This is a genomic window from Microbacterium sp. T32 (assembly GCF_001619615.1).
Classification (GTDB): Bacteria; Actinomycetota; Actinomycetes; order Actinomycetales; family Microbacteriaceae; genus Microbacterium.
The window spans coordinates 92,795-111,873 of the sequence record NZ_LQQP01000005.1 but is presented as its reverse complement, the minus strand read 5'-3'; the positions used below and the strand labels follow the sequence as shown (position 1 = coordinate 111,873).

18 protein-coding genes are annotated in these 19,079 nt (G+C 70.3%); 8 read left to right on the top strand and 10 right to left on the bottom strand.

The window, feature by feature from the left end:
- Positions 1-251: 251 nt before the first annotated feature.
- Entirely contained in the window at positions 252-476 is a 225-nt protein-coding gene (locus AVW09_RS17520) for a hypothetical protein (protein WP_063256543.1), read from the top strand.
- Here AVW09_RS17520 and AVW09_RS02635 read toward each other — a convergent pair whose 3' ends face one another.
- Positions 477-2,066, bottom strand: coding sequence for an MFS transporter (locus AVW09_RS02635; RefSeq protein ID WP_063256542.1), 1,590 nt, complete (start codon positions 2,064-2,066; stop codon positions 477-479).
- A 107-nt stretch (positions 2,067-2,173) separates the two neighbouring features.
- On the opposite strand from AVW09_RS02635, the gene AVW09_RS02630 reads away from it, so the two are divergent.
- Entirely contained in the window at positions 2,174-2,842 is a 669-nt protein-coding gene (locus tag AVW09_RS02630) for a TetR/AcrR family transcriptional regulator (protein WP_063256541.1), read from the top strand.
- A 211-nt stretch (positions 2,843-3,053) separates the two neighbouring features.
- On the opposite strand, the gene AVW09_RS02625 is transcribed toward AVW09_RS02630, so the two are convergent.
- From AVW09_RS02625 to AVW09_RS02610, 4 genes are read right to left on the bottom strand one after another with little or no spacing between them, the layout of a single operon-like run.
- On the bottom strand, positions 3,054-3,902 hold the full coding sequence (locus tag AVW09_RS02625) for an amidohydrolase family protein (RefSeq protein ID WP_063256540.1): 849 nt from the start codon (positions 3,900-3,902) through the stop codon (positions 3,054-3,056).
- Positions 3,899-4,657, bottom strand: a complete 759-nt coding sequence (locus tag AVW09_RS02620) for an SDR family NAD(P)-dependent oxidoreductase (RefSeq protein ID WP_063256539.1) — start codon at positions 4,655-4,657, stop codon at positions 3,899-3,901. Before AVW09_RS02620 ends, AVW09_RS02625 begins: the two co-directional genes overlap by 4 nt.
- Positions 4,654-5,502, bottom strand: coding sequence for a fumarylacetoacetate hydrolase family protein (locus AVW09_RS02615; protein ID WP_063256538.1), 849 nt, complete (start codon positions 5,500-5,502; stop codon positions 4,654-4,656). Before AVW09_RS02615 ends, AVW09_RS02620 begins: the two co-directional genes overlap by 4 nt.
- A gap of 49 nt (positions 5,503-5,551) precedes the next feature.
- Positions 5,552-6,547: an aldo/keto reductase gene (locus AVW09_RS02610; protein ID WP_231901749.1), complete on the bottom strand. Its 996-nt coding sequence runs from the start codon at positions 6,545-6,547 to the stop codon at positions 5,552-5,554.
- A gap of 85 nt (positions 6,548-6,632) precedes the next feature.
- On the opposite strand from AVW09_RS02610, the gene AVW09_RS02605 reads away from it, so the two are divergent.
- Both AVW09_RS02605 and AVW09_RS02600 read left to right on the top strand, forming a co-directional pair.
- Positions 6,633-7,817, top strand: a complete 1,185-nt coding sequence (locus AVW09_RS02605) for a mandelate racemase/muconate lactonizing enzyme family protein (RefSeq protein ID WP_063256537.1) — start codon at positions 6,633-6,635, stop codon at positions 7,815-7,817.
- Between the two features lie 9 nt (positions 7,818-7,826).
- On the top strand, positions 7,827-8,591 hold the full coding sequence (locus AVW09_RS02600) for a FadR/GntR family transcriptional regulator (protein WP_063256536.1): 765 nt from the start codon (positions 7,827-7,829) through the stop codon (positions 8,589-8,591).
- 51 nt (positions 8,592-8,642) lie between these two features.
- Here the strand turns inward: AVW09_RS02600 and AVW09_RS02595 are convergent, their stop codons facing one another.
- The 4 genes from AVW09_RS02595 to AVW09_RS02580 all read right to left on the bottom strand — a co-directional run bounded on the left by AVW09_RS02595 (position 8,643) and on the right by AVW09_RS02580 (position 12,238).
- Positions 8,643-8,966: an L-rhamnose mutarotase gene (locus AVW09_RS02595; RefSeq protein ID WP_231901748.1), complete on the bottom strand. Its 324-nt coding sequence runs from the start codon at positions 8,964-8,966 to the stop codon at positions 8,643-8,645.
- A 2-nt stretch (positions 8,967-8,968) separates the two neighbouring features.
- Positions 8,969-9,913, bottom strand: coding sequence for a carbohydrate ABC transporter permease (locus tag AVW09_RS02590; protein WP_231901747.1), 945 nt, complete (start codon positions 9,911-9,913; stop codon positions 8,969-8,971).
- Positions 9,900-10,742, bottom strand: a complete 843-nt coding sequence (locus AVW09_RS02585) for a carbohydrate ABC transporter permease (RefSeq protein WP_231901746.1) — start codon at positions 10,740-10,742, stop codon at positions 9,900-9,902. The genes AVW09_RS02590 and AVW09_RS02585 overlap by 14 nt, the downstream gene beginning before the upstream one ends.
- A gap of 128 nt (positions 10,743-10,870) precedes the next feature.
- A complete protein-coding gene (locus AVW09_RS02580) occupies positions 10,871-12,238 on the bottom strand; it encodes an ABC transporter substrate-binding protein (protein WP_063256534.1) in 1,368 nt (455 codons plus the stop codon).
- A gap of 148 nt (positions 12,239-12,386) precedes the next feature.
- Here AVW09_RS02580 and AVW09_RS02575 point away from each other — a divergent pair, with 148 nt between their 5' ends.
- Genes AVW09_RS02575 through AVW09_RS02560 form a run of 4 tightly spaced genes read left to right on the top strand, consistent with a single transcriptional unit; the run spans position 12,387 to position 15,737 of the window.
- Positions 12,387-13,409, top strand: coding sequence for a zinc-dependent alcohol dehydrogenase (locus AVW09_RS02575; protein WP_063256533.1), 1,023 nt, complete (start codon positions 12,387-12,389; stop codon positions 13,407-13,409).
- The gene (locus AVW09_RS17515) at positions 13,406-14,167 is read left to right on the top strand and encodes an SDR family oxidoreductase (protein ID WP_063256532.1); all 762 of its coding nucleotides are present in this window, start codon (positions 13,406-13,408) and stop codon (positions 14,165-14,167) included. Before AVW09_RS02575 ends, AVW09_RS17515 begins: the two co-directional genes overlap by 4 nt.
- Complete coding sequence (locus tag AVW09_RS02565; RefSeq protein WP_063256531.1) at positions 14,164-14,790, top strand: bifunctional 4-hydroxy-2-oxoglutarate aldolase/2-dehydro-3-deoxy-phosphogluconate aldolase; 627 nt, start codon at positions 14,164-14,166, stop codon at positions 14,788-14,790. The genes AVW09_RS17515 and AVW09_RS02565 overlap by 4 nt, the downstream gene beginning before the upstream one ends.
- Complete coding sequence (locus AVW09_RS02560) at positions 14,787-15,737, top strand: sugar kinase (protein WP_231901745.1); 951 nt, start codon at positions 14,787-14,789, stop codon at positions 15,735-15,737. The genes AVW09_RS02565 and AVW09_RS02560 overlap by 4 nt, the downstream gene beginning before the upstream one ends.
- A gap of 60 nt (positions 15,738-15,797) precedes the next feature.
- On the opposite strand, the gene AVW09_RS02555 is transcribed toward AVW09_RS02560, so the two are convergent.
- Entirely contained in the window at positions 15,798-18,980 is a 3,183-nt protein-coding gene (locus AVW09_RS02555) for an Ig-like domain-containing protein (RefSeq protein ID WP_197462540.1), read from the bottom strand.
- Between the last annotated feature and the right edge of the window lie 99 nt (positions 18,981-19,079).

The window sequence follows — 19,079 nt, the reverse complement described above, 5'->3', positions numbered from 1 at the left end:
CCCTGAACCTGCCCATCGCGGGCCTCATCTGGGTTGCGCTGTTTCTCGTCGCCATGGCTGGCGCCTACTTCCGCATGGACAATCTCTCGACCGCGAAGGCCGACATCGCGGCATCCATCCCACTCGTCGGCCCGACGCCGCGGAGGGTAACCCGCGCGGGGCCACCCCCCGCCCCGGGCCTTTCGCCCCACCCCCGAACTAGGCTGAGCCGCGTCAGACCACGCCGGCCGAAAGGGAACACGACCGTGTCGATGAGCGATCCGTTTCTGCCCGTGCATCGGGACGGGACCGAGGAAGACCCGCGCGAGATCGACCTCGACCACGACGTCGACGTGCTGTTCGACGACGGCGCCGAGGGAGAGACGCTTCCCGCGTCGACCGCGACGCCCCCGTTCCGCACGCCCGTCCCGGGCGACGCGATCGACGAGGAGCAGCTGGACGAGGATCTCGGCGTCACGCCTCCCACGGGCGAGTAATCAGCTCACCGGGAAGAAGTGCTCCTCGACCGGCTCCCCTACGGTCAGTTTGATCGCGGCATCCAGGACTCCCCGGTCGTACCCCGTCCACCGCTCGACCGACGCGCGCGTGAATTCGCCCCACGAGGGCACGACGAACTCCTCGCGATAGACGTTCTCGCGCTCCCCGCTGCGGTCGAGTCGCCAGTCGCTCGCGCCGGTGCGGCGACGTGAGCGTTCCACCGCCGCCATCGCCGCGACGAACTCCGTCTCGTCGCCCGGCTGAACCGTGTAGGTGACGGTGATCGCGACCGGTCCGTCCGCGGGACCGGGGAGGAAGACGAGCGTCGGCGCCGCCGAGGCGAGAGCGACGACGGTCCGGTCGAGGCGCCCGGTCGACGGGAGCAGCGGCAACAGCGGCACGCTCGCGGCGACCAGCACCAGCAGCGCCGCACCGATGAGGAAGCACGCCAGCGACCCGATCGCCTGCGCCAGCGCGCCCCAGAAGAACGACGCGACGCCCTGTCCGCCGATGAATACCAGCAGATAGATGCCCATCCCGCGCGCCCGCACCCACGAGGCGAGCGTCAGTTGCAGTGCGGCGTTGAGGTTGGTGACCGTGGCGATCCACGCGGTCCCCACGAAGACGAACGCCACCACCACCGCGGGCAGCGACCCCGTCGCCGGAACCGCGAGACCCACGGCGTAGACCGCGGCCGAGCCGGCGAGGATCCACGAGTCCGACAGGCGCCGCCGGAGCGCCGGCATCACGAACACCCCGAGCACCGCGCCCACGCCCAGTACGCCCAGCAGCAGGCCGTACCCCGCGGAGCCGAGGCCTAGGTGGGTGTTCGCGACATCCGGCAGAAGAGCCCACAGCACCGACGCCGGGACCACGAACAACCCCGACCTCAGCAGGATCCGCCGCACACCCGGCGCCGACCGTACGTAGCGGATGCCGGCGGCCGCGGCCGGCAGGAACCGCTCGCGCGCGGGGCGCGGGGGCGTGGCATCCGGTCTCCATCTCGCGAGCACCGCGACGACGCCGACGAACGACACGGCGTTGAGCCCGAACACCAGCGCGGGACCGCCGAGGCTGACCAGCACTCCCGCGAGCGCGGGACCGATCGCCCGCGCGCCGTTGACCGTGATGCCCGACAGCGACGCGGCCGCCGGGATCTCGGCGCGCGGCACGAGATCGGGCTGGATCGCCTGCCACGCCGGGTTCGACAGCGCGGCGATGCATCCGAGCACGAACGTCATGAGCAGCAGCGACCACGGCGCAAGCGCGCCGACCGCTTCCAGCACCCACAGGGCGCTCGCGGCGACCGTGGATGCCGCCGACAGCACGATCAAGAGGCGCCGCCGATCGCCGCCGTCGGCGAGCACGCCCGCGACCAGCGACAGCAGCAGAACCGGAAGCAGGGATGCCGTCTGCACCCACGCTACGAGCGCCGACGAGTGCGTCGCCTCGAGGAGGAACCACTGCGCACCGACCGACTGCATCCAGCTGCCGATGTTCGACCCGAGCTGCGCGAGCCACAGGTTGCGGAACGCGGGGTGGGCGAACGGCGCCCACGCCCCACCGCTGGCACCGGTCCGATGTGCCATACCTTCTCCCATCGGTCCGTCCACCCCGCGGCCCGAACGTACGACACTGTCCGCGGCGAGGCACCCGACAACTGTCGAGAGGCCGCGGCTCCCCTAGGCTTCCCGTCATGACCGACGTCCCCGCCCCTCCCGGCCGCACCGCGGTCGTGGCCGCCGCGATCGCGCTCTTCGCCGAGCGCGGCTACGACCAGACGTCGGTCGAGCAGATCGCGCAGGCGGCAGGAGTCTCGCGGTCGACCTTCTTCCGGCAGTTCGGCGGTAAGGAAGACGTCGTGTTCGCCGACCACGAGGTGCTCCTCGACGAGACGCGCACCTTCCTGTCGCAGCCGCACGACGACCCGTGGGCCGCGGTGTGCGACGCGTCGATGCGGGTGTTCCGGCACTTCGCCGCCGACCCCGAGCTCGCCCGCCGCCGCTACGCGATCGTGCGCGAGGAACCCGCGCTGCGCGACCGTGAGATCGTGACGGTGTTCCAGTACGAACGCCTCTTCGACCAGTACCTGCGCGAGTCGCTTCCGGGCCTCGACCCCCTGGATGCCGTCGGCTTCGCCGCCCTCGTCACCGCCGTGCACAACCACGTGCTGCGCCGCCTCATGCGCGGCGCGCGGGTGCCGGCATCCACTCTCCGCCGTGCCCTCGACGACGTCCTGCGCCGCTACGGCGTGCACCCTGACGGCGAGGACGCCGCGGGCGACGACCTCATCGTCGCGGCCTTCCCCCGCCGCATGCCGGCGGCCGAGGTGACCCGCCGCTTGCGCGCGAGCCTGCCGCAGTAGGCCGGGGGTTCGCTGCGCGAGCGCCGGTGGCTGCGCCGACGTGCACGCTGCGGCGGTGTCGTTGAGTTGGGTGTCCAAGACACGCGGATGCCACGCCGCACCGTCCGCGTGTCTTGGACACCGAAACGCCAGCGGCCCGCACCCCACGCCGCCGCACCCCAGGCGGCCGCACCCCACGCCGCCGCACCCCGACGCGGCCGCACCCGACGCGTCAGCCGCGGGCGAGCGCCGGCTCGCCGCCCGGCAGGTACGCTCGCCGCGCGGCGCCCTCGGCGACCTCGTCCCAGCCCTGGGCGGGGACCACGGCGCGCACCAGCTCCACCCAGTCGGCGAATGACCCGCCCGCGCCGAAGTGCGAGCTCACGGGCCAGTCGCTGGCGATCATCGCCCGCTCCGGACCGAAGACCTCGACGGCGTGGGCGAGGAAGGCGGGCGCGTGGCGCTCGACCTCTGCGGTGTCGCGTGCTTCGGCGGTGAGTCCCGACAGCTTCACGAAGGTCCGCGGCCGTTCGGCCAGCAGCGCGAGCGACCGAGCCCACGCCGCCCCCGCGGCGCTGTCGATGCCCTCGCCCATCGGTGGCTTGGCGACGTGGTCGACCACGACCGTCAGTTCAGGAACCTCCCGCAGCAGCGCGATCAGCGCGGGCAACTGCGCATGACGGAGGCACGCGTCGAACCTCCCTCCGCGGGCGGCGAGCGCCGCGAGCCCCGGCACAAGGGTGGGGAAGGTGTCGACCGCCAGATCCTGCAGCAGATGCCGGACCCCGGTCACGCGGGGAATGGACGCAAGGGCCTCGAGATGCGCGTCCACGGCACCGGACCCGAGGTCGGCGTTCGCGACGATCGCCACGAGCTCGGGCCAGTCGAGCCCGTCGACCCACCGCGCTTCGGAAACCGGATCCGACGGGCCGTCGGCGGCCTGCACGAACACCGCGCCGTCGACCCCGACTCCGCCTCGGTCGTACTCCGCGGGGAGCATCGGGCGTCGCAGCTCCGTCCCGTCGAGCCACTCGTAGGTCAGCACCCCGGGGTCCCAGAGGTGGACGTGGGCGTCGATCATGACTCGGCCCGCACGCGCAGACGCGTCACGCCGCCGTCGACGTCGAGGATCGTGCCGGTGGTCGACGTGGCATCCGGATCGACGAGGTACGCGATCGCCCGCGCCACCTCCTCCGGCTGCACCAGTCGCCGTGTGGCCTGCCGCGCTTCAAGAGCCCGGCGTTCGGCGACCGGGTCGGCGAAGCCCTCTAGCATCCGCGTGACGAACGGCGTCTCGACGGTGCCGGGGCTCACTGCGTTCACGCGAATGCCCTCGCCCACGTGATCGGTGGCCATGGCCAGCGTCAGCGCGTAGACGGCTCCCTTGGATGCCGAATACAGGGCGCGTTCTGGCAGACCGTTCAGCGCCGCGATCGAGCAGACGTTCACGATCGCGGCGTGCTCGGAGCGCCGCAGCCAGGGGAGGCAGGCCGAACTCATGCGGGCCATCCCGACGACGTTGACGTCGAGGACGCGCGCCCACTCGGCCTCGTCGAAGGCCTCGACGGTTCCGACGGCGCTGATCCCGGCGTTGTTGACCAACACGTCGATCCGCCCGTGGACGGCGGCGACCTCGGCGACCGCCGCAGCGATCGACGCGCCATCGCGGACGTCGCACCGAAGGCGAGGGATGCCGGGAACGGCATCACCGTCGGCCGCGTCGAGGCTCCACACCTCGGCGCCGCGATCGCGCAGCAGAAGCGCGGTGGCGAGGCCGATACCCGAACCCGCGCCCGTCACCACGGCGACGAGCCCGTCGAGGGGCGCGGCGCTCACGCCTGCACCATCCGCTGCCGGGCGGTGCCGAGGCCGTCGATCCCGAGCTCCACGACGTCGCCCCCGCGGAGGTAGACGGGAGTCGGCATCCCGAGCCCCACCCCGGCCGGGGTACCCGTGTTGACGAGGTCGCCCGGTCGCAGCACCATGAACTGCGACAGGTACCGCACGATCTCGTGCACGGGGAAGACCATGTCGGCCGTCGTGCCGTCCTGTCGCATCTCGCCGTTGACGCTCGCCCAGAGCCGCAGCGCCTGCGGATCACGGACCTCGGATGCCGGGACGAACCACGGTCCGCACGGGTTGAAGGTCTCGCAGCTCTTGCCCTTGTCCCACTGACCGCCGCGCTCGAGCTGGAACTCGCGCTCGCTGACATCGTGTGAGAGGACGTACCCGGCGATGCAGTCGGCGGCGCTCTCGACCGAGTCGAGGTAGCGCGCGGTGCGGCCGATGACCACGCCGAGCTCGACCTCCCAGTCCGTCTTCACCGAGCCGCGCGGGATGAGGATGTCGTCGAACGGCCCGACCACGGTCGAGGGGTCCTTCATGAAGACGACGGGTTCCGCCGGAATGTCGGCGCCAGTCTCGGCCGCGTGATCGCGATAGTTCAGCCCCACGCCGACCACCTTGCCGGGCTGCGCGATCGGCGCCGCCCACCGCTCGTCGCCGGTGGGATCGTACGGGCTGAGGGTCGAGGCATCCATCCCCGCCAGGTGCTCGAGCGCACCGTCCTCGTGAAAGCGGCCGTTCAAGTCGCCGAGCTCGGGAGGAACGATGTAGCTCTCACCGTCGATCTCGACGATCACCCGCTCGGAGCCGGGGGCTCCCCGTCGTGCGAATCTCATGCGTCAGCGTCCTTCCCTCGGGTCGTGGCGTGCGCGGTTCGCGCCCGCGTCATGCCGCGACGAGTCTCGCCGCGAAAAGCTCTCGCCACATCTCCTGGGGTGCCGTGGCGAGGTAACGCTGGAGCGTCGATTCGGCCTGCGCGCGCGACCGCACGCCCACCACGACGGACACCACCTCCGGACGCCGCAGCGGGTACGCGAGCGCAGCCGAGGGCAGATCCACGCCGTAGCGCTCGCAGACGTCGGCGATCCGGTGCGCGCGTTCGATCATCGCGTCCGGCGCGCTCGTGTAGTCGTAGCTCGCGCCGGGTGCGGGGCGCGGAACGCTCAGCAGCCCGGAGTTGTAGACGGCCGCGGCCACCACGCCCACTCCGCGTTCGGCCGCGAGGGGCAGCAGCCGATCGGCCGCCGCGTCGTCGAGCAGCGTGTACCGGCCGGCGACCATCACGATGTCGACGTCGCACTTCTCGACGAAGTCGGCGAGCATCGCCGCCTGGTTCATGCCCGCGCCGATGGCCGACACGACGCCCTGGTCGCGCAGCTCGATGAGCGCGCCGACACCGGTGGTCGAAGCGGCATCCCAGTGCTGGTCCGGGTCGTGCAGGTAGGCGATGTCGATGCGGTCCAGTCCGAGACGGGTCAGGCTCTGCTCGACCGAGCGCAGGATGCCATCGCGCGAGAAGTCCCACCGCCGCACGACCGACGCCGGCACGGCGAACCCGTCGTCGTCCGGGCGATCGGCGGTGTCGGGCGAGTCGACGAGGAGCCGCCCGACCTTCGTCGACAGGACGTACTCGTCGCGAGGCCGATCTCGCAGAGCCGCGCCGAGTCGGCGCTCGGACAGCCCGAGTCCGTAGTGCGGAGCCGTGTCGAAGTACCGGATGCCGGCATCCCACGCCGCGTCGACGGCTCCGCGCGCCGTGGCGTCGTCGACCTCGCGGGACAGGTTTCCGATCTGCGCCCCGCCGAAACCGATCTCGGTCAGGACCGGCGTCCTCGCCGTCGATCGCGTCTGCATCTTCGCCTCCGTCAGGGAACGTCGCATCTGTCGCTCCGATCGAACAGTAACATATGATGTATGTTCTTTGAGGGTTCGAGTTGAGCCCCTCCAGCAGGAAGTCAAGGGCGATATGAAGGTCACCGGTTATCGCGTGCTCCGCACGTTCCGCGAATGGGGACGCCCCATCGGCGACGTGAATGGACACATCGCGTCGGGCATCACCGAGGAAGCGGTCGTGCTGGTCGACACCGACGCCGGCATCACCGGTGTCGGCACGGGGCACGCCGCCGATCTCGCCCGCCTCTTCCCCGCCATCGAGGGCCAGGACCCGCGTGCGGTGACCGCACTCTACGACCGCATGCTCGCCCGGGTCTTCAAGGCCGGTCACGCCGGCGCCACGTTCGGCAGCATCGGCGCGTTCGACATGGCCCTGTGGGACATCAAGGCCAAGGCCGCCGGCGAGCCCCTGTGGCGCCTGCTCGGGGGTCGCGACCGCTTCGTCACCGGGTACGCCTCCGGCCTCGACATCGCCCTCTCCGACGAGGAGCTCGCCGCGTTCTACGCGCAGATGGCCGACCTCGGCTTCAGCAGCGGCAAGCTCAAGGGCGGACGCGACCTCGACGCCGACCGTCGTCGCCTGCACATCGTGCGCGATGCCATGGGCCGCAACTCCCGTCGACCGGCGGTGATGTTCGACGCCAACGAGTCGTGGAACCTCAAGCAGGCAGTCCGCTACATCAGCGAGCTCGAGCGCGACATCGACCTGACCTGGGTCGAAGAGCCCCTGCGGCGGTGGGACGCCGAGGGCCACGCACGGCTCTCCCGCAGCATCCGCGCGGCCGTCGCCACGGGCGAGAACCTCTCGGGCCTCGAGCAGTTCCGTCCGATCATGGATGCCGGGGGCGTCGACGTCGTGCAGGTGGGGTGCACGTGGGGCGTGACGCACTTCCTCCGCGTCGCCATCCTCGCCCACGGGCGCGACCTTCCGATCAGCCCGGTCGGGGTGACCGCGAACCAGGCCGTCGCCCACGCCGCGCTCGCGGTCCCGAACCACCTGAGCGCCGAGGTGCGGGACCTCGGGGCACCGTTCGGCCTGCGGATCGACCAGCACTTCGCCGACGGCGGCATCGTCCTCGGCGACACTCCCGGACACGGCGTGAGCGTCGACGAGGCTCTCATCGCCGAGGGCGGCGACCGCGGGGCGAGCTGGCTCGTGGGCGCGGGGCCGCACGTGCGCCCCGACCGCGCGGGACTCCGGCTCGTGCCCGAAGTCGACCGCGACGAGCGGCCCGAGGGCCGGATCACGCGCGACTAGGCTGACCGCATGAGTGAGGAGACCGCGCCCACCGGCATCACGTCGGCCCTGCGCAGCTTGACGCCGCGCACGCCGACCGCCCGGCTCGGGGTCGCCGTGGTGCACGACCTGGTCGAGGCGATCGTCAAGGGTGACGTTCCCCCCGGCGACACGCTGCCCCCCGAGGAGAAGCTGGCCCAGCACTTCGCCGTCAGCCGGACGGTCATCCGCGAGTCGGTGAAGCGGATCGAGGAGAAGGGGCTCATCAGCGTCGCCCCCGGCCGCGGCACGACGGTGCAGCCCAAGACCTCGTGGAACGTCCTCGATCCCGTGGTCCTCGCCGTGCTGCTGGAGAACGATTCTTCGCTCGGCGTGCTCGATGAGATCTCGGTGATCCGCGCCGCCCTCGAAGGGTCGATGTCGGCGGCGACCGCCCAGCACGGCACGCCGGAGCAGATCGCTCAGATCACGGCATCCCTGGCGCGCATGGAGGAGTCGGTCGAAGACCCCGAGGTCTTCCCCGACGCCGACCTCGACTTCCACTTCCTCGTCATGACGCTGTCCGGAAACGAGCTCGCGAGCAGCATCACGAAGATCCTGTTCTCGCGCGCGCGCCAGTCGGCCCGTTTCGTCGGCAATCAGTCCACCGACGCGTTCCACATCACGCTCGAGGAGCACCGGCGCGTCCACGACGCCATCGCGGCCGGCGACCCGGTCGCGGCCGAAGCCGCGATGCGCGCGCACATCCTCGACGCGTGGCAGCGCCGACGCTTTCCCACCGCTCGCGAGCGCTGAGCGCACCCGGCGGTCACCGCCCCGGAGCGCTGAGCGCACCGGCATCCGGGGTCAGTCAAGGTGCCACGCCTCGGTCATGATCTGCCAGTTCGGCTCCGACCCGACGTCGTCGAACGGCACCTGGCAGGGACCGGTGAGGGCCCACCACTCCTGCGTCACCGGGTCGGCGGCCATCTTCGCGTCGTCGGCGGCGAGATCGTCGCCGACGTACTCGTAGTAGCCGAACAGCACGTCCCCGCGGACGAAGATCGTGAAGTTGCGGATGTTCCCCTCGCGGAGCGTCTGCTCCACGCCGGGCCACACCGCGCGGTGGAGAGCGAGATACTCGTCGCGCTTCTCCGGCACCATCCGGCAGACCATCCCCACCCGCAGCACGCTCACTCCTTGGTCCCGCCGGCGGTCATGCCGGTCACGAGGAAGCGCTGCGAGAACAGGAAGATGACGAGCACCGGCAGCACCGACACCAGGGTCGCGAGCGCGAGCACGGGGAGCTCGATCGTCACGGACCCCGCCGACGTCGGGTTGAACAGCGGCACGTTGGAGAGCAGCTCGGCCAGGCCGACCTGGATCGGAGCGCGACGCCCCGGCACCATGACGAACGGCAGGAAGTAGTTGTTCCAGTTCCCCACGACGTTGAAGAAGCCGACGAGCGCGATGACCGGAGTCGCCAGCGGCATCGCCACGCGCCAGAAGACCCGCCACTCCCCCGCGCCGTCGATGCGGGCGGCATCCAGGAGATCCTTCGAGATGCTCGTCGAGAAGTAGATGTACGTCAGGTACACGCCGAAGGGGAAGAACGAGAAGGGCAGGATCACGGCGAGCGGATTGCCGATCAGCCGCACCGCGCTCAACTCGAGGAAGGTCGGCAGCACCAGGGCCGTGCTCGGGATGAGCATGACCACGAGGGTCACCGCCAGGAGCGTCCGACGCAGCCGGAAGTCGATCATCGCGAGGGCGTAACCGGCGGGGATGGTCACGAGCAGCGTCAGGATCAGCGCGCCACCGGTGTACAACGCGGCGTTGCCGAGCCACGTCCAGACGATGCCGTTCTGGAAGGCCATGAGGGCGTTCCAGTTGTCGGCCAGGGTCGAGAAGGCCCCGAAGTCGAAGGGCCCGTTCAGGAGGAGCTCGCGCGGCGTCTTCGTCGGCGCCAGCAGCAGCCAGACGAGCGGCAGCAGGAAGAACACGACGAAGAACAGGGCGATGACGACGACGAGGGCCCGGCCGAGCCATTCGCCGGGCGTCATCCGCCGCCGACGCGTGCGGGCAGCCAGGGCGCGCTCGTCGGCGCGCAGCAGGGTCGCGGTTTCAGTCGCGCTCAAAGAGTCCTCCTCGGAAGACGAAGAAGGCAGCCAGGATCAGGGCGACGGCCAGAAGGATGAGGGAGATCGCGGCCGAACCGTTGAAGTCGTTCTGCCGGAAGGCGTAGAGGTAGGCGAGCTGGTTCAGCGAGTAGTCCTGCGGGACGACGCCCTTGCTCGCCTGGGAGAGCACACGCGGCTCGACGAAGAGCTGACTTCCCGCGGCGATCGACATCACGACCATGTACGAGATCCACTTCCGCAGCAGCGGCAGCTGGATGTACCAGGCGGTCTGAATCGGCCCGGCGCCGTCGATGCGGGACGCCTCCATGATCTCGGGGCTGATGTTGTTCAAGGCGCCGTACATGATGACGATCCACTGGCCCGCACCCGTCCAGAACGAGACGATCGTGAAGATCACGGGCAGGTTGTCGAGCGAGACCGTGGCCACGAAGGAGTCGAAGCCGAGGCCTCGCAGGATGCCGGACACCGGGCTCACGCTGGGGTCGAGCAGGAACAGCCACAGCAGCACGCTGGACGCCCCCGCGAGCGCTCCCGGGATGTAATAGACGAACCTCACCGACGTGGACAGCCACCGCGACGCGAAGTTGTGCACGATGAGCGCGAGCAGCACGACGAACACGATCTGGAAGATCAACCAGATCACGAGGTACGCCGAGACGTGCTGGACCGCCGGCCAGAAGCGGTAGTCGCCGAAGACGCGGGCGAAGTTGTCGAGGCCGGCGAAGCTCCCCGCCTTGGTGAACGCGAGATACACCGCGTACAGGGCCGGGCCGAGGCCGAACAACAGCAGCAGGATGCCGTACCCCGAGCTGAAGGCGTACGCCATCGCGGACTGGGAACGGTTCGGGTTTCGACGCCGTTGCTCGCCTCTCCGCCGGCGCGTTTCCGCGCCGGCGGAGAGGGGCGTCATCGTGGAAGTGACGATGGCCTGGCCTTTCGTGGGATCGAGCGGGGTCAGCGAGTGACGGTGTAGCCCTGCACCTGGGCTTCGTTCAGGATCTCGGCCTGCCAGTCGGCGGTGACGTCACCGATGGACTTGCCCGCGGCGAGTGCCGGCAGGACGACCTTGCTGTAGGCGGTCTCGGCACTGAAGCTCGGGAATCCCCAGCCGCTCCACACCTCTCCGGCGGCGTCGATCACGTTCTTCTCGAAGTCGCCGACGAAGTAGCCGTCCGCGGCCTGCTTGGCGATCCACTTCTCACCAGCTGCGGCGTAGGCCGGGTATCCGGGCGCGAGGTCGACCTGGTACTCGTCGGAGCTGGTGGCGAACTCCATGAAGGTCTTCACGGCATCCAGGTTCTTCGAGTGGCTCGATGCGAGCCACGTTCCGCCACCGACGTTACCGGTCCCGACGTCCTCGCCCTCCCAGTGCAGCGGGGTGCCCGCACCGAGCTGACCGGCGGGGACGTTGAGGCTGTCGGGGTTCTGGAACAGCGCGCCCGTGAACCACACCGGTCCCGGCATGCCGAGGACCTTGCCCTGCGCTTGCTGGATGAAGTCGGAACCGAACACCGAAGCCGTCGACAGTGTCTTGTTCGCCACCATGTGGTCGAGCAGGTCGGTCATCTTCTCCGAGTTCTCGGCCCCGAAGTCGGACGTGAAGTCGTTGCCGTCGAGCTGGAAGATCGGCGCCTGCGCACCCCAGTAGTAGACGTACGACCCGAGGAAACCGTCCCCGACCGAGCCCAGCAGGTAGCCGGGGTGCTCCTGGGCGACGCGGTCGCTCAGCTGCTCGTACTCCTCCCACGTGGTGGGCACCTGGTAGCCGAACTGGTCGAACAGCGACTTGTCGTACCAGAACACGACCTGCGCGAGGTCGTTGCGCAGCCCGTAGGTGGTGCCGTCGATGGTCAGGGGATCGAGGGACCCCGGCGTGAACCCGGCGAGGAAGTCGTCGTCGAACCAGCCCTTGTTCACCGGGGCGGCGAACGCCTGCTGGCCGTTGGACTCCTTCGAGGCCCAGGGCGCGTCGTTGTTCTGCGTCGAGAACACCACGTCGGGCCAGCCCTCACCGGCCTGGTCGAACAGCGCGATGCGCGTCTGGAGGCTCGCCGAGCCGCTCGCGTTGCCGTCGTACGTCTCGGCGTTGATCTGAATGTCGGGGTGCGCCTTCTTGAAGGCATCGATGATCGGCTCGCGAGTGGCATCCACCCACACGGTGATCGGGCTGCCGGCCTCCTGCTCGGCCTGCGTGAAGCCGAGGGAGGTGTCTCCGCCACCGGCGCCGGGGCTGCAGGCGCTCAGAGCGACCGCGGTCACCCCCGCCAGGGCCAAGGCTCCGAATCGGGCGAAACGGATGAAGCGACGGTGCTGTGTTGCCATTTCCAGTCCTCACATGGTCGACGTCGTTGACGACTCACCGCGATGCGGCGCGCTTTCATTAGATCATACATGTGACCTATGAGGAAAACCCCCGTACAGTGAAGGAGCGGATGCCGATTCCATCCGCTCTCACTGGAGAGGACCCGCCGTGCGCGCACTTCACTACATCTCGGCTCGAACCGTCGACCCCGTAGACATCCCGCCGGAGGCACCCGCCGCGGGGCAGGTCCAGATCCGCGTGGCTTACACCGGCCTCTGCGGCACCGACCTGCACGTCTTCCACGGCGACATGGACGCCCGCGTCCAGCGACCGCTCGTCTTCGGCCACGAGATGAGCGGCGTCGTCACCTCCGTCGGCGACGGCGTGGACGAATGGATGCCAGGAGACCGCGTCACCGTGATGCCGTTGGACTGGGACGGCACGTGCCCCGCCTGCCGCGCCGGCAACGAGCACATTTGCCAGAACCTCGACTTCATCGGGATCGACTCCCCCGGCGCTCTGCAGGAGCTCTGGAACGTCCCGGCATCCACCGTCGTCCGCCTGCCCGACGACCTCGACCTGCGCGAGGGAGCGCTGGTGGAGCCGGTGGCCGTCGCCGTCCACGACGTGCGCCGCTCCGAGCTGTCCGCGGGAGACACCGCGGTCGTCATCGGCGGTGGCCCCATCGGCGTGCTCATCGCGAGCGTCGCCCGGCACGCCGGAGCCGATGTCGTGGTCATCGAGCCGGATGCCGGACGCCGGGGCACGATCGAGGACCTCGGGTTCCGCACGCTCGACCCCCGCGCGACCGACCAGGCCGCCTGGGTCGAGGAGTGGACCGCCAGGGCCGGCGCGGACGTGGTGTTCGAGGTGTCGGGTGCGGCCGCCGCCGTGCGGGGGATGACCGCGCTGGCGAAGGTCCGGGGCACGATCGTCGTGGTCGCCATCCACTCGCAGCCCCGCGAGGTCGACCTGCAGCGCATCTTCTGGCGCGAGCTGCGCCTGCTCGGCGCGCGCGTCTACCAGCGCCGCGACTTCGAGACCGCCGTCGAGCTCCTGGCGGGCGGCGCGATCCCCACCGACACGCTGATCACCGATGTCGTGCCGATGGAGAAGACCGCCGACGCCTTCGCCGCGCTCGAAGCCGGTCAGGCGCTGAAGCTTCTCGTCGCGGTCGGCGGCGACCGGTGAGCGTCAGCCTGTTCGACCTGTCCGGTCGTACCGCCCTCGTCACCGGCGCGAGCCGCGGCATCGGCCTGGCCATGGCATCCGCTCTCGCCGCGGCGGGCGCCGACGTCATCGCCGTCAGCACGAAGGAGGCCGGAGAGGACAGCGACATCGCGACCGCGGTAGGCGACAGCGGACGGGCGTTCACGTCGTTCGCATGCGACTTCTCCGACCGGGCCGCGGTGCTCGCGCTCATCGACCACCTGCGCGGTCGGCGGATCGACATCCTCGTCAACAATGCGGGCACGATCGAGCGCGCCCCGGCGGTCGAACATCCGACCGCCCTGTGGGAGCGAGTGATCGAGGTCGACCTCACAAGCCCGTTCCTCCTCACTCAGGCCGTCGCGGCGGGAATGCTCGAGCGAGGGTCCGGCAAGATCGTGTTCACGGCCTCCCTGCTGAGCTTCCAGGGCGGCATCAACGTCCCCGGCTACGCCGCGGCGAGGTCGGGCATCGCGGGACTCACCAAGGCCCTGTCCAACGAGTGGGCCGCGCGGGGCGTCAACGTCAACGCGATCGCCCCCGGCTACATCGCGACCGACAACACCGCCCCGCTGCGCGCGGATGCCGACCGTTCGCGCAGCATCCTGGAGCGGATCCCGGCGGGACGCTGGGGCGAGGGCTCGGATCTCGCCGGGGCGACGGTGTTCCTGGCATCCGCCGCCTCGGACTACGTGAACGGCATTGTGCTCCCCGTCGACGGCGGGTGGCTCGGCCGATGAACGACTGGCTGCGCGCGTTCCCCATCGTCCCGGTGATCGTGTGCGACCGCCCCGAGCTCGCGGTCGACCTCGCGCACGCCCTGCACGACGGTGGCGTGGACTGCGCCGAGATCACGCTGCGGACGCCGCGTGCGCTGGACGTGCTCGCCGCGATGACCGCGGCGGCTCCGCCGGGATTCGTCGTGGGGGCCGGCACGGTGCTCGAGGCCGCGCAGGTCGACCGCGTCGCCGACGCCGGCGCGGCGTTCGTCGTCAGCCCCGGATTCGACGACGACGTCGTCGACCACGCCCGGACGCGGGGGCTTCACGTCCTGCCCGGTGTGGCGTCGGCGACCGAGGTGCAGCGCGCCCGACGCGCGGGCCTCTCGGCGGTGAAACTCTTCCCGGCCGACCTCCTCGGAGGGCCGGCCGCGATCAATGCGCTGGCCGCGGTGTTCGCCGACACCGGCTTCGTGCCGAGCGGCGGCGTCGGACCGCACAACGCCGCCGACTACCTCGCGCACCCCGCGGTGCCGGCCGTGAGCGGCAGTTGGCTCGCTCCGCGCGCCGAGATCGCGACGGGAGACCTGTCGCGCGTCGCCGAGCGGAGCCGGGCGGCGATGCAGCTGCGGGCGGCGTCGTGAGCGCCGCGGTCGTCACGTTCGGCGAGACCATGGCACTGTTCCGCCCGACCGACCCCGCCGAGGGCGAGAATGCCACCGACTACCGCCTGTCGTTCGGCGGCGCCGAGAGCAATGTGGCCGTAGGGGTCGCGCGGCTGGGCGGCCGCGCGGTGTGGATGGGACGCCTGGGTGATGACGTCGCGGGGCGACGGATCTGCAGGGAACTGCGCGCCGAGGGCGTCGAGCTCCGCGTCACCGTCGACGCCGAGGCATCCACCGGCTCGATGATGAAGACCGAGATCGCTCCGGGGCGGGTGGGCGTGCAGTACTGGCGTGCGGGCAGTGCCGGCAGCCGGCTGCACCCCGACGACCTCGACCTCGCGCCGCTCACCCCCGCCACGGTCCTGCACGTGACCGGGATCACCCCCGCGCTCTCGGCATCCGCGTCCACCGCGGTCGACGCGGCGATGTCAGCCGCACGCGCCGCCGGCGCGACGGTGTCGTTCGACGTCAACCACCGGCCTTCGCTCTGGCGCGGGCGAGATGCCTCCGCGGTGTACCGGCGGCTCGCCGCGCAGTCCGACATGGTGTTCGCCGGCCGCGAGGAGGCGGCGCTCCTCGTCGGCGAGAGGCCCGACGACGAGCTGATGGATGCCATTGCGGCGCTGGGCCCGTCGACGGTCGCACTCAAGCGCGGCGCCGACGGGGCGACGGTCCTCGCGGAGGGACGGCTGCTGCACCGACCGGCGTGGCCCATCCACCCCGTCGACACAGTCGGCGCGGGCGACGCCTTCGTGGCGGGATACCTCGCGGAGAGCCTGCGCGGAGCGCCTCTCGAGAGCCGCATCGACACGGCGGTGGCCGCGGGCGCATTCGCCTGCCTCGGCCGCGGGGACTGGGAGAGCCTCCCGCACCGCCGCCAGCTCGAGCTCCTCGCGGCGGGAGACGGCGACCCCGTCGTGCGCTGACGCGCCGCCGGACACGGGCGTGCCCCCTCGCTCCGCGGAACGAGGGGGCACGCCCCTTCGTCAGTTCAGCGTGAACACCGTCGACTGGCTGTTGCCGGCGACGTCGAACACGACGAGCGTGTTCTCTCCGCGGACCGCGCCGAAGACGCCGGGCGCAACGAAGTTCACGTCGGACCAGGGCGCGTTCGCCAGATCCTTCACGACCCCGTTGAGTTCGACCCGGTCGACGCGGCCGGCGTCGTACAGCTTGAAGCTCACCCGGTCGTACGACTCCCCGGTGGCGACGGTGAAGTTCGTGCCGTCCTTCACGGTCACCGTCGGCGCGGTCGCGTCGATCGTGAACGCGAACGTTCCGGTCGCCGAGACGTTGCCCGCACGGTCGTGCGCGTTGTACTTCAGCTGGTACTGCCCGTCCGGCAGCGACACCGACGCCGTGTGCGTCGCCTCGCGCGCTTCGTCCGCAACCGTCGTCTGCGTGCTGCGCACGAGCGTGCCGCCCTGGTAGACGTTGGCCACGATCTGCGACAGACCGCGGTCATCGGTCGCGTCGACCCGGAGGTCGAGCGTGCGCGACGGACCCGCGGCGGTCGGCGCGACGAGCGTCGCCGTCGGCTTCACGTCGTCGCGGGCGATGCGCAGGTCGCTGAACACGTTGAGAGCCGAGCGGCCCGCATCGTGCGACGACGAGAAGATCCCGGCATCCTGCACCGCGGCTGCTCCCGTCAGGGTGACCGTCGAGCCGATCTGCGCGTAGTTGGTCCCATCGAACGAGTACCAGGCGCTCACCTGATCACCGCTGCGGTCGAGCTTCACCCACACCGGGCGGAACGTGTTCACGTTCACCGCGGCCGAGCTCTCGACGTAGCCGTCGCCGTTGGCATCCCAGTGGAAGACGACGCCGTTGCGCGGAGTGACGGCCACGAGCGCGTACCCGGCGGACGCCCCCGGCTGATCGATGTCGTTGCGGATCATCACGCCCGACTTCGCCCAGGCGTTCGCGTCGCCGACGGTGTCGACGCGCGCGGACACGCTGGACACCGCGTTCACGGCGTCCTTCTGGAAGATGGAGCCGTACGCGTCGTCGCGCTGACCCCCGCCGCCCCACACGTCCGCGCCCTGCGCACGGATGGCGAAGTGGCCGTCCGACTGAGCGAAGTGCGAACTGTTCGCCGACGCCGCCGTGGTCGTGAACGGTGCACCGACCTGCTCGCCCGTGTCACCGCACGCGGCGTCCTCGGTGAACAGCGTGGCGTTCAGTGCGGTCCGCCTCTCGGGAGCGACCCCGGCCTGGCAGATGACCTGGCGCGCGGCATCCGGCCAGTTCAGTCCCGACACCTGCACGTTGTCGACGAGCCTGTTGCGGTTCGCCTCGAGGTTCGGCGTCTGGGTGCCGCCGGAGTTGTACCAGTTCTGCGTGATGAGGTTGTCGCTCGTGTTCGTGGCGTTGTAGGCGTTGGTGAACACCCACGGATTCGTGCCCTGGAGCACGTTCTGCCGGTAGATCGTCGAGCGCGTGCCCTCGTCGAGGTACAGTCCGACGCCGGAGACGTTGTAGAGGTAGTTCCGCTCCGTCACCGACCCGGGGCTGGCCGACAGGTTGTAGATCGACCCGCCGTCGGCGAACTGCGACTTCGTGTTGTGCACGAGGTTGCCGGCGACGAGGTTGTCCTTGAGCGTCGTGGGCGTCTCGTAGCGGGTGTTCCAGTTGTAGTACCCGCGCTTGGTGTACTCCCCCGAGCCACCGGCGTCGTTCATACCCCAGCCGTATCCGGTGTCGATGCCGTCGTACGCGACGTTGGCGACCTCGTTGTTCTGGATGCGCGCGTTGGTCACGTACGTGCTGAGGATGCCGGAGTTGTCCTTGTACTCCACGGCCGCGCGCGTCACGGTGTTCTGCTCGACCGTGATGTCGCGGTTGATCATCCGCGCGTCGTCAGGGTGGTGCGCCTCGGGACGGTTGCCGCCCACGAACACGCCGTGACCGCCCACCTCGGTGAAGCGGTTGCCGATGACCTGGATGTTCTGTGCACCGAGGCCCACGCCGCTCAGCGCGGCGTTGGTGTCGTTGCCGATCCCGAGCGCCGACGACCCGAGCCCGACGAACAGGTTGTCCTCGAATCGAACACCGGATGCCGCGGACACCTGCACCGCGGCCGGTTGCTGACACCAGCCGGTCCGCGCGCGTTCGAACTGTTCGCATCCACGCGAGCAGCTGGTGAACGCGTCGGCCGGTCGGTAGTCGTAGTGGCCCTTGATGTAGGAGCCGTTCTGCTGCGTCGCGTACCCGTCGGTGCTCGGCCCGAGCCACGATGTGCCCGTGAACGTGATGCCCTGGAACGCGAGGTTCTTCAGGGGTTGGTCGTACGTGCCACCGACGCTGAGCAGCACCTCGACCCGCGGGAGTTCGACGTCGAGGTCGTTGGGGTCCACGCCGTCACCGGGCTTGTAGTAGAGCTTCCCGCCATCGGGATCGATGTACCACTCGTTCATCTGGTCGATGAACGCTAGGGAGTTCGAGAGCCAATAGGTGGAACCGCCCAGGAGGGCGAACTGCGGGGTGTCCCATCCCCAGGTGTTGTTCTCCCACGCCGGCTGGACCATCGTCAGCTTCGAGTTCGCGATGCTCGCCACCGGCGAGTACCGGTAGGTGAAGTCGCCCTTCGCCTCGAACTCGATGCGATCGGGCTGCGGGACGTCGTTGAGGAACGCGAGGTCGGGGTTCTTCAGCGTGATCCCGGACTCGTCGAGCGCGAGATCGGCGCCGGCGACCTGGCGCTGCGCGCGCTGGGCGTAGACACCGTTGACGTAGAGCTGACGGGTGTCGACGCCCTGCGGGGTGTCGGCCACCCAGATGCCGGCGTCCCCGTCGTGCACGCGCCATCCCGATACCCGGTCGGCGCCCGAGATCACGGGGTGGGCGCCGCTGGCGGCGGTCCAGCGCACGGAACCGCCGTCACCGCCCGCGTCTTCGGGGCGGAACTGCAGCGGCTCGTCGATCCGATACTCCCCGTCGGCGAGCTCGACGACGACATCGGCGCGACCGTCGGCGACGAGATCGCGGACGCGGTCCTTCGCCGTCGGCAGGTCGCAGGGCTTGCCTGGGGAGCAGACGGAACCCGAGCCGTCCGGCGAGACGTGGAGGGTCCGGGCTTGGGCGGCGACGGCGGGACTGGCGAGGGCGAGGGATGCCGCGAGGGCTCCGATCACCGCCAGTGCGCCGCCACGGAGGGGGCTTGTCTTCACGGGGGGGTCCTGTCGAGGAGGGGGATGTCCCGGACGCGCGACTCGCGGTTTCGATCACGGCCTTGTGAACGGGGTGTGCGGCTGCACGCTAAACATCAT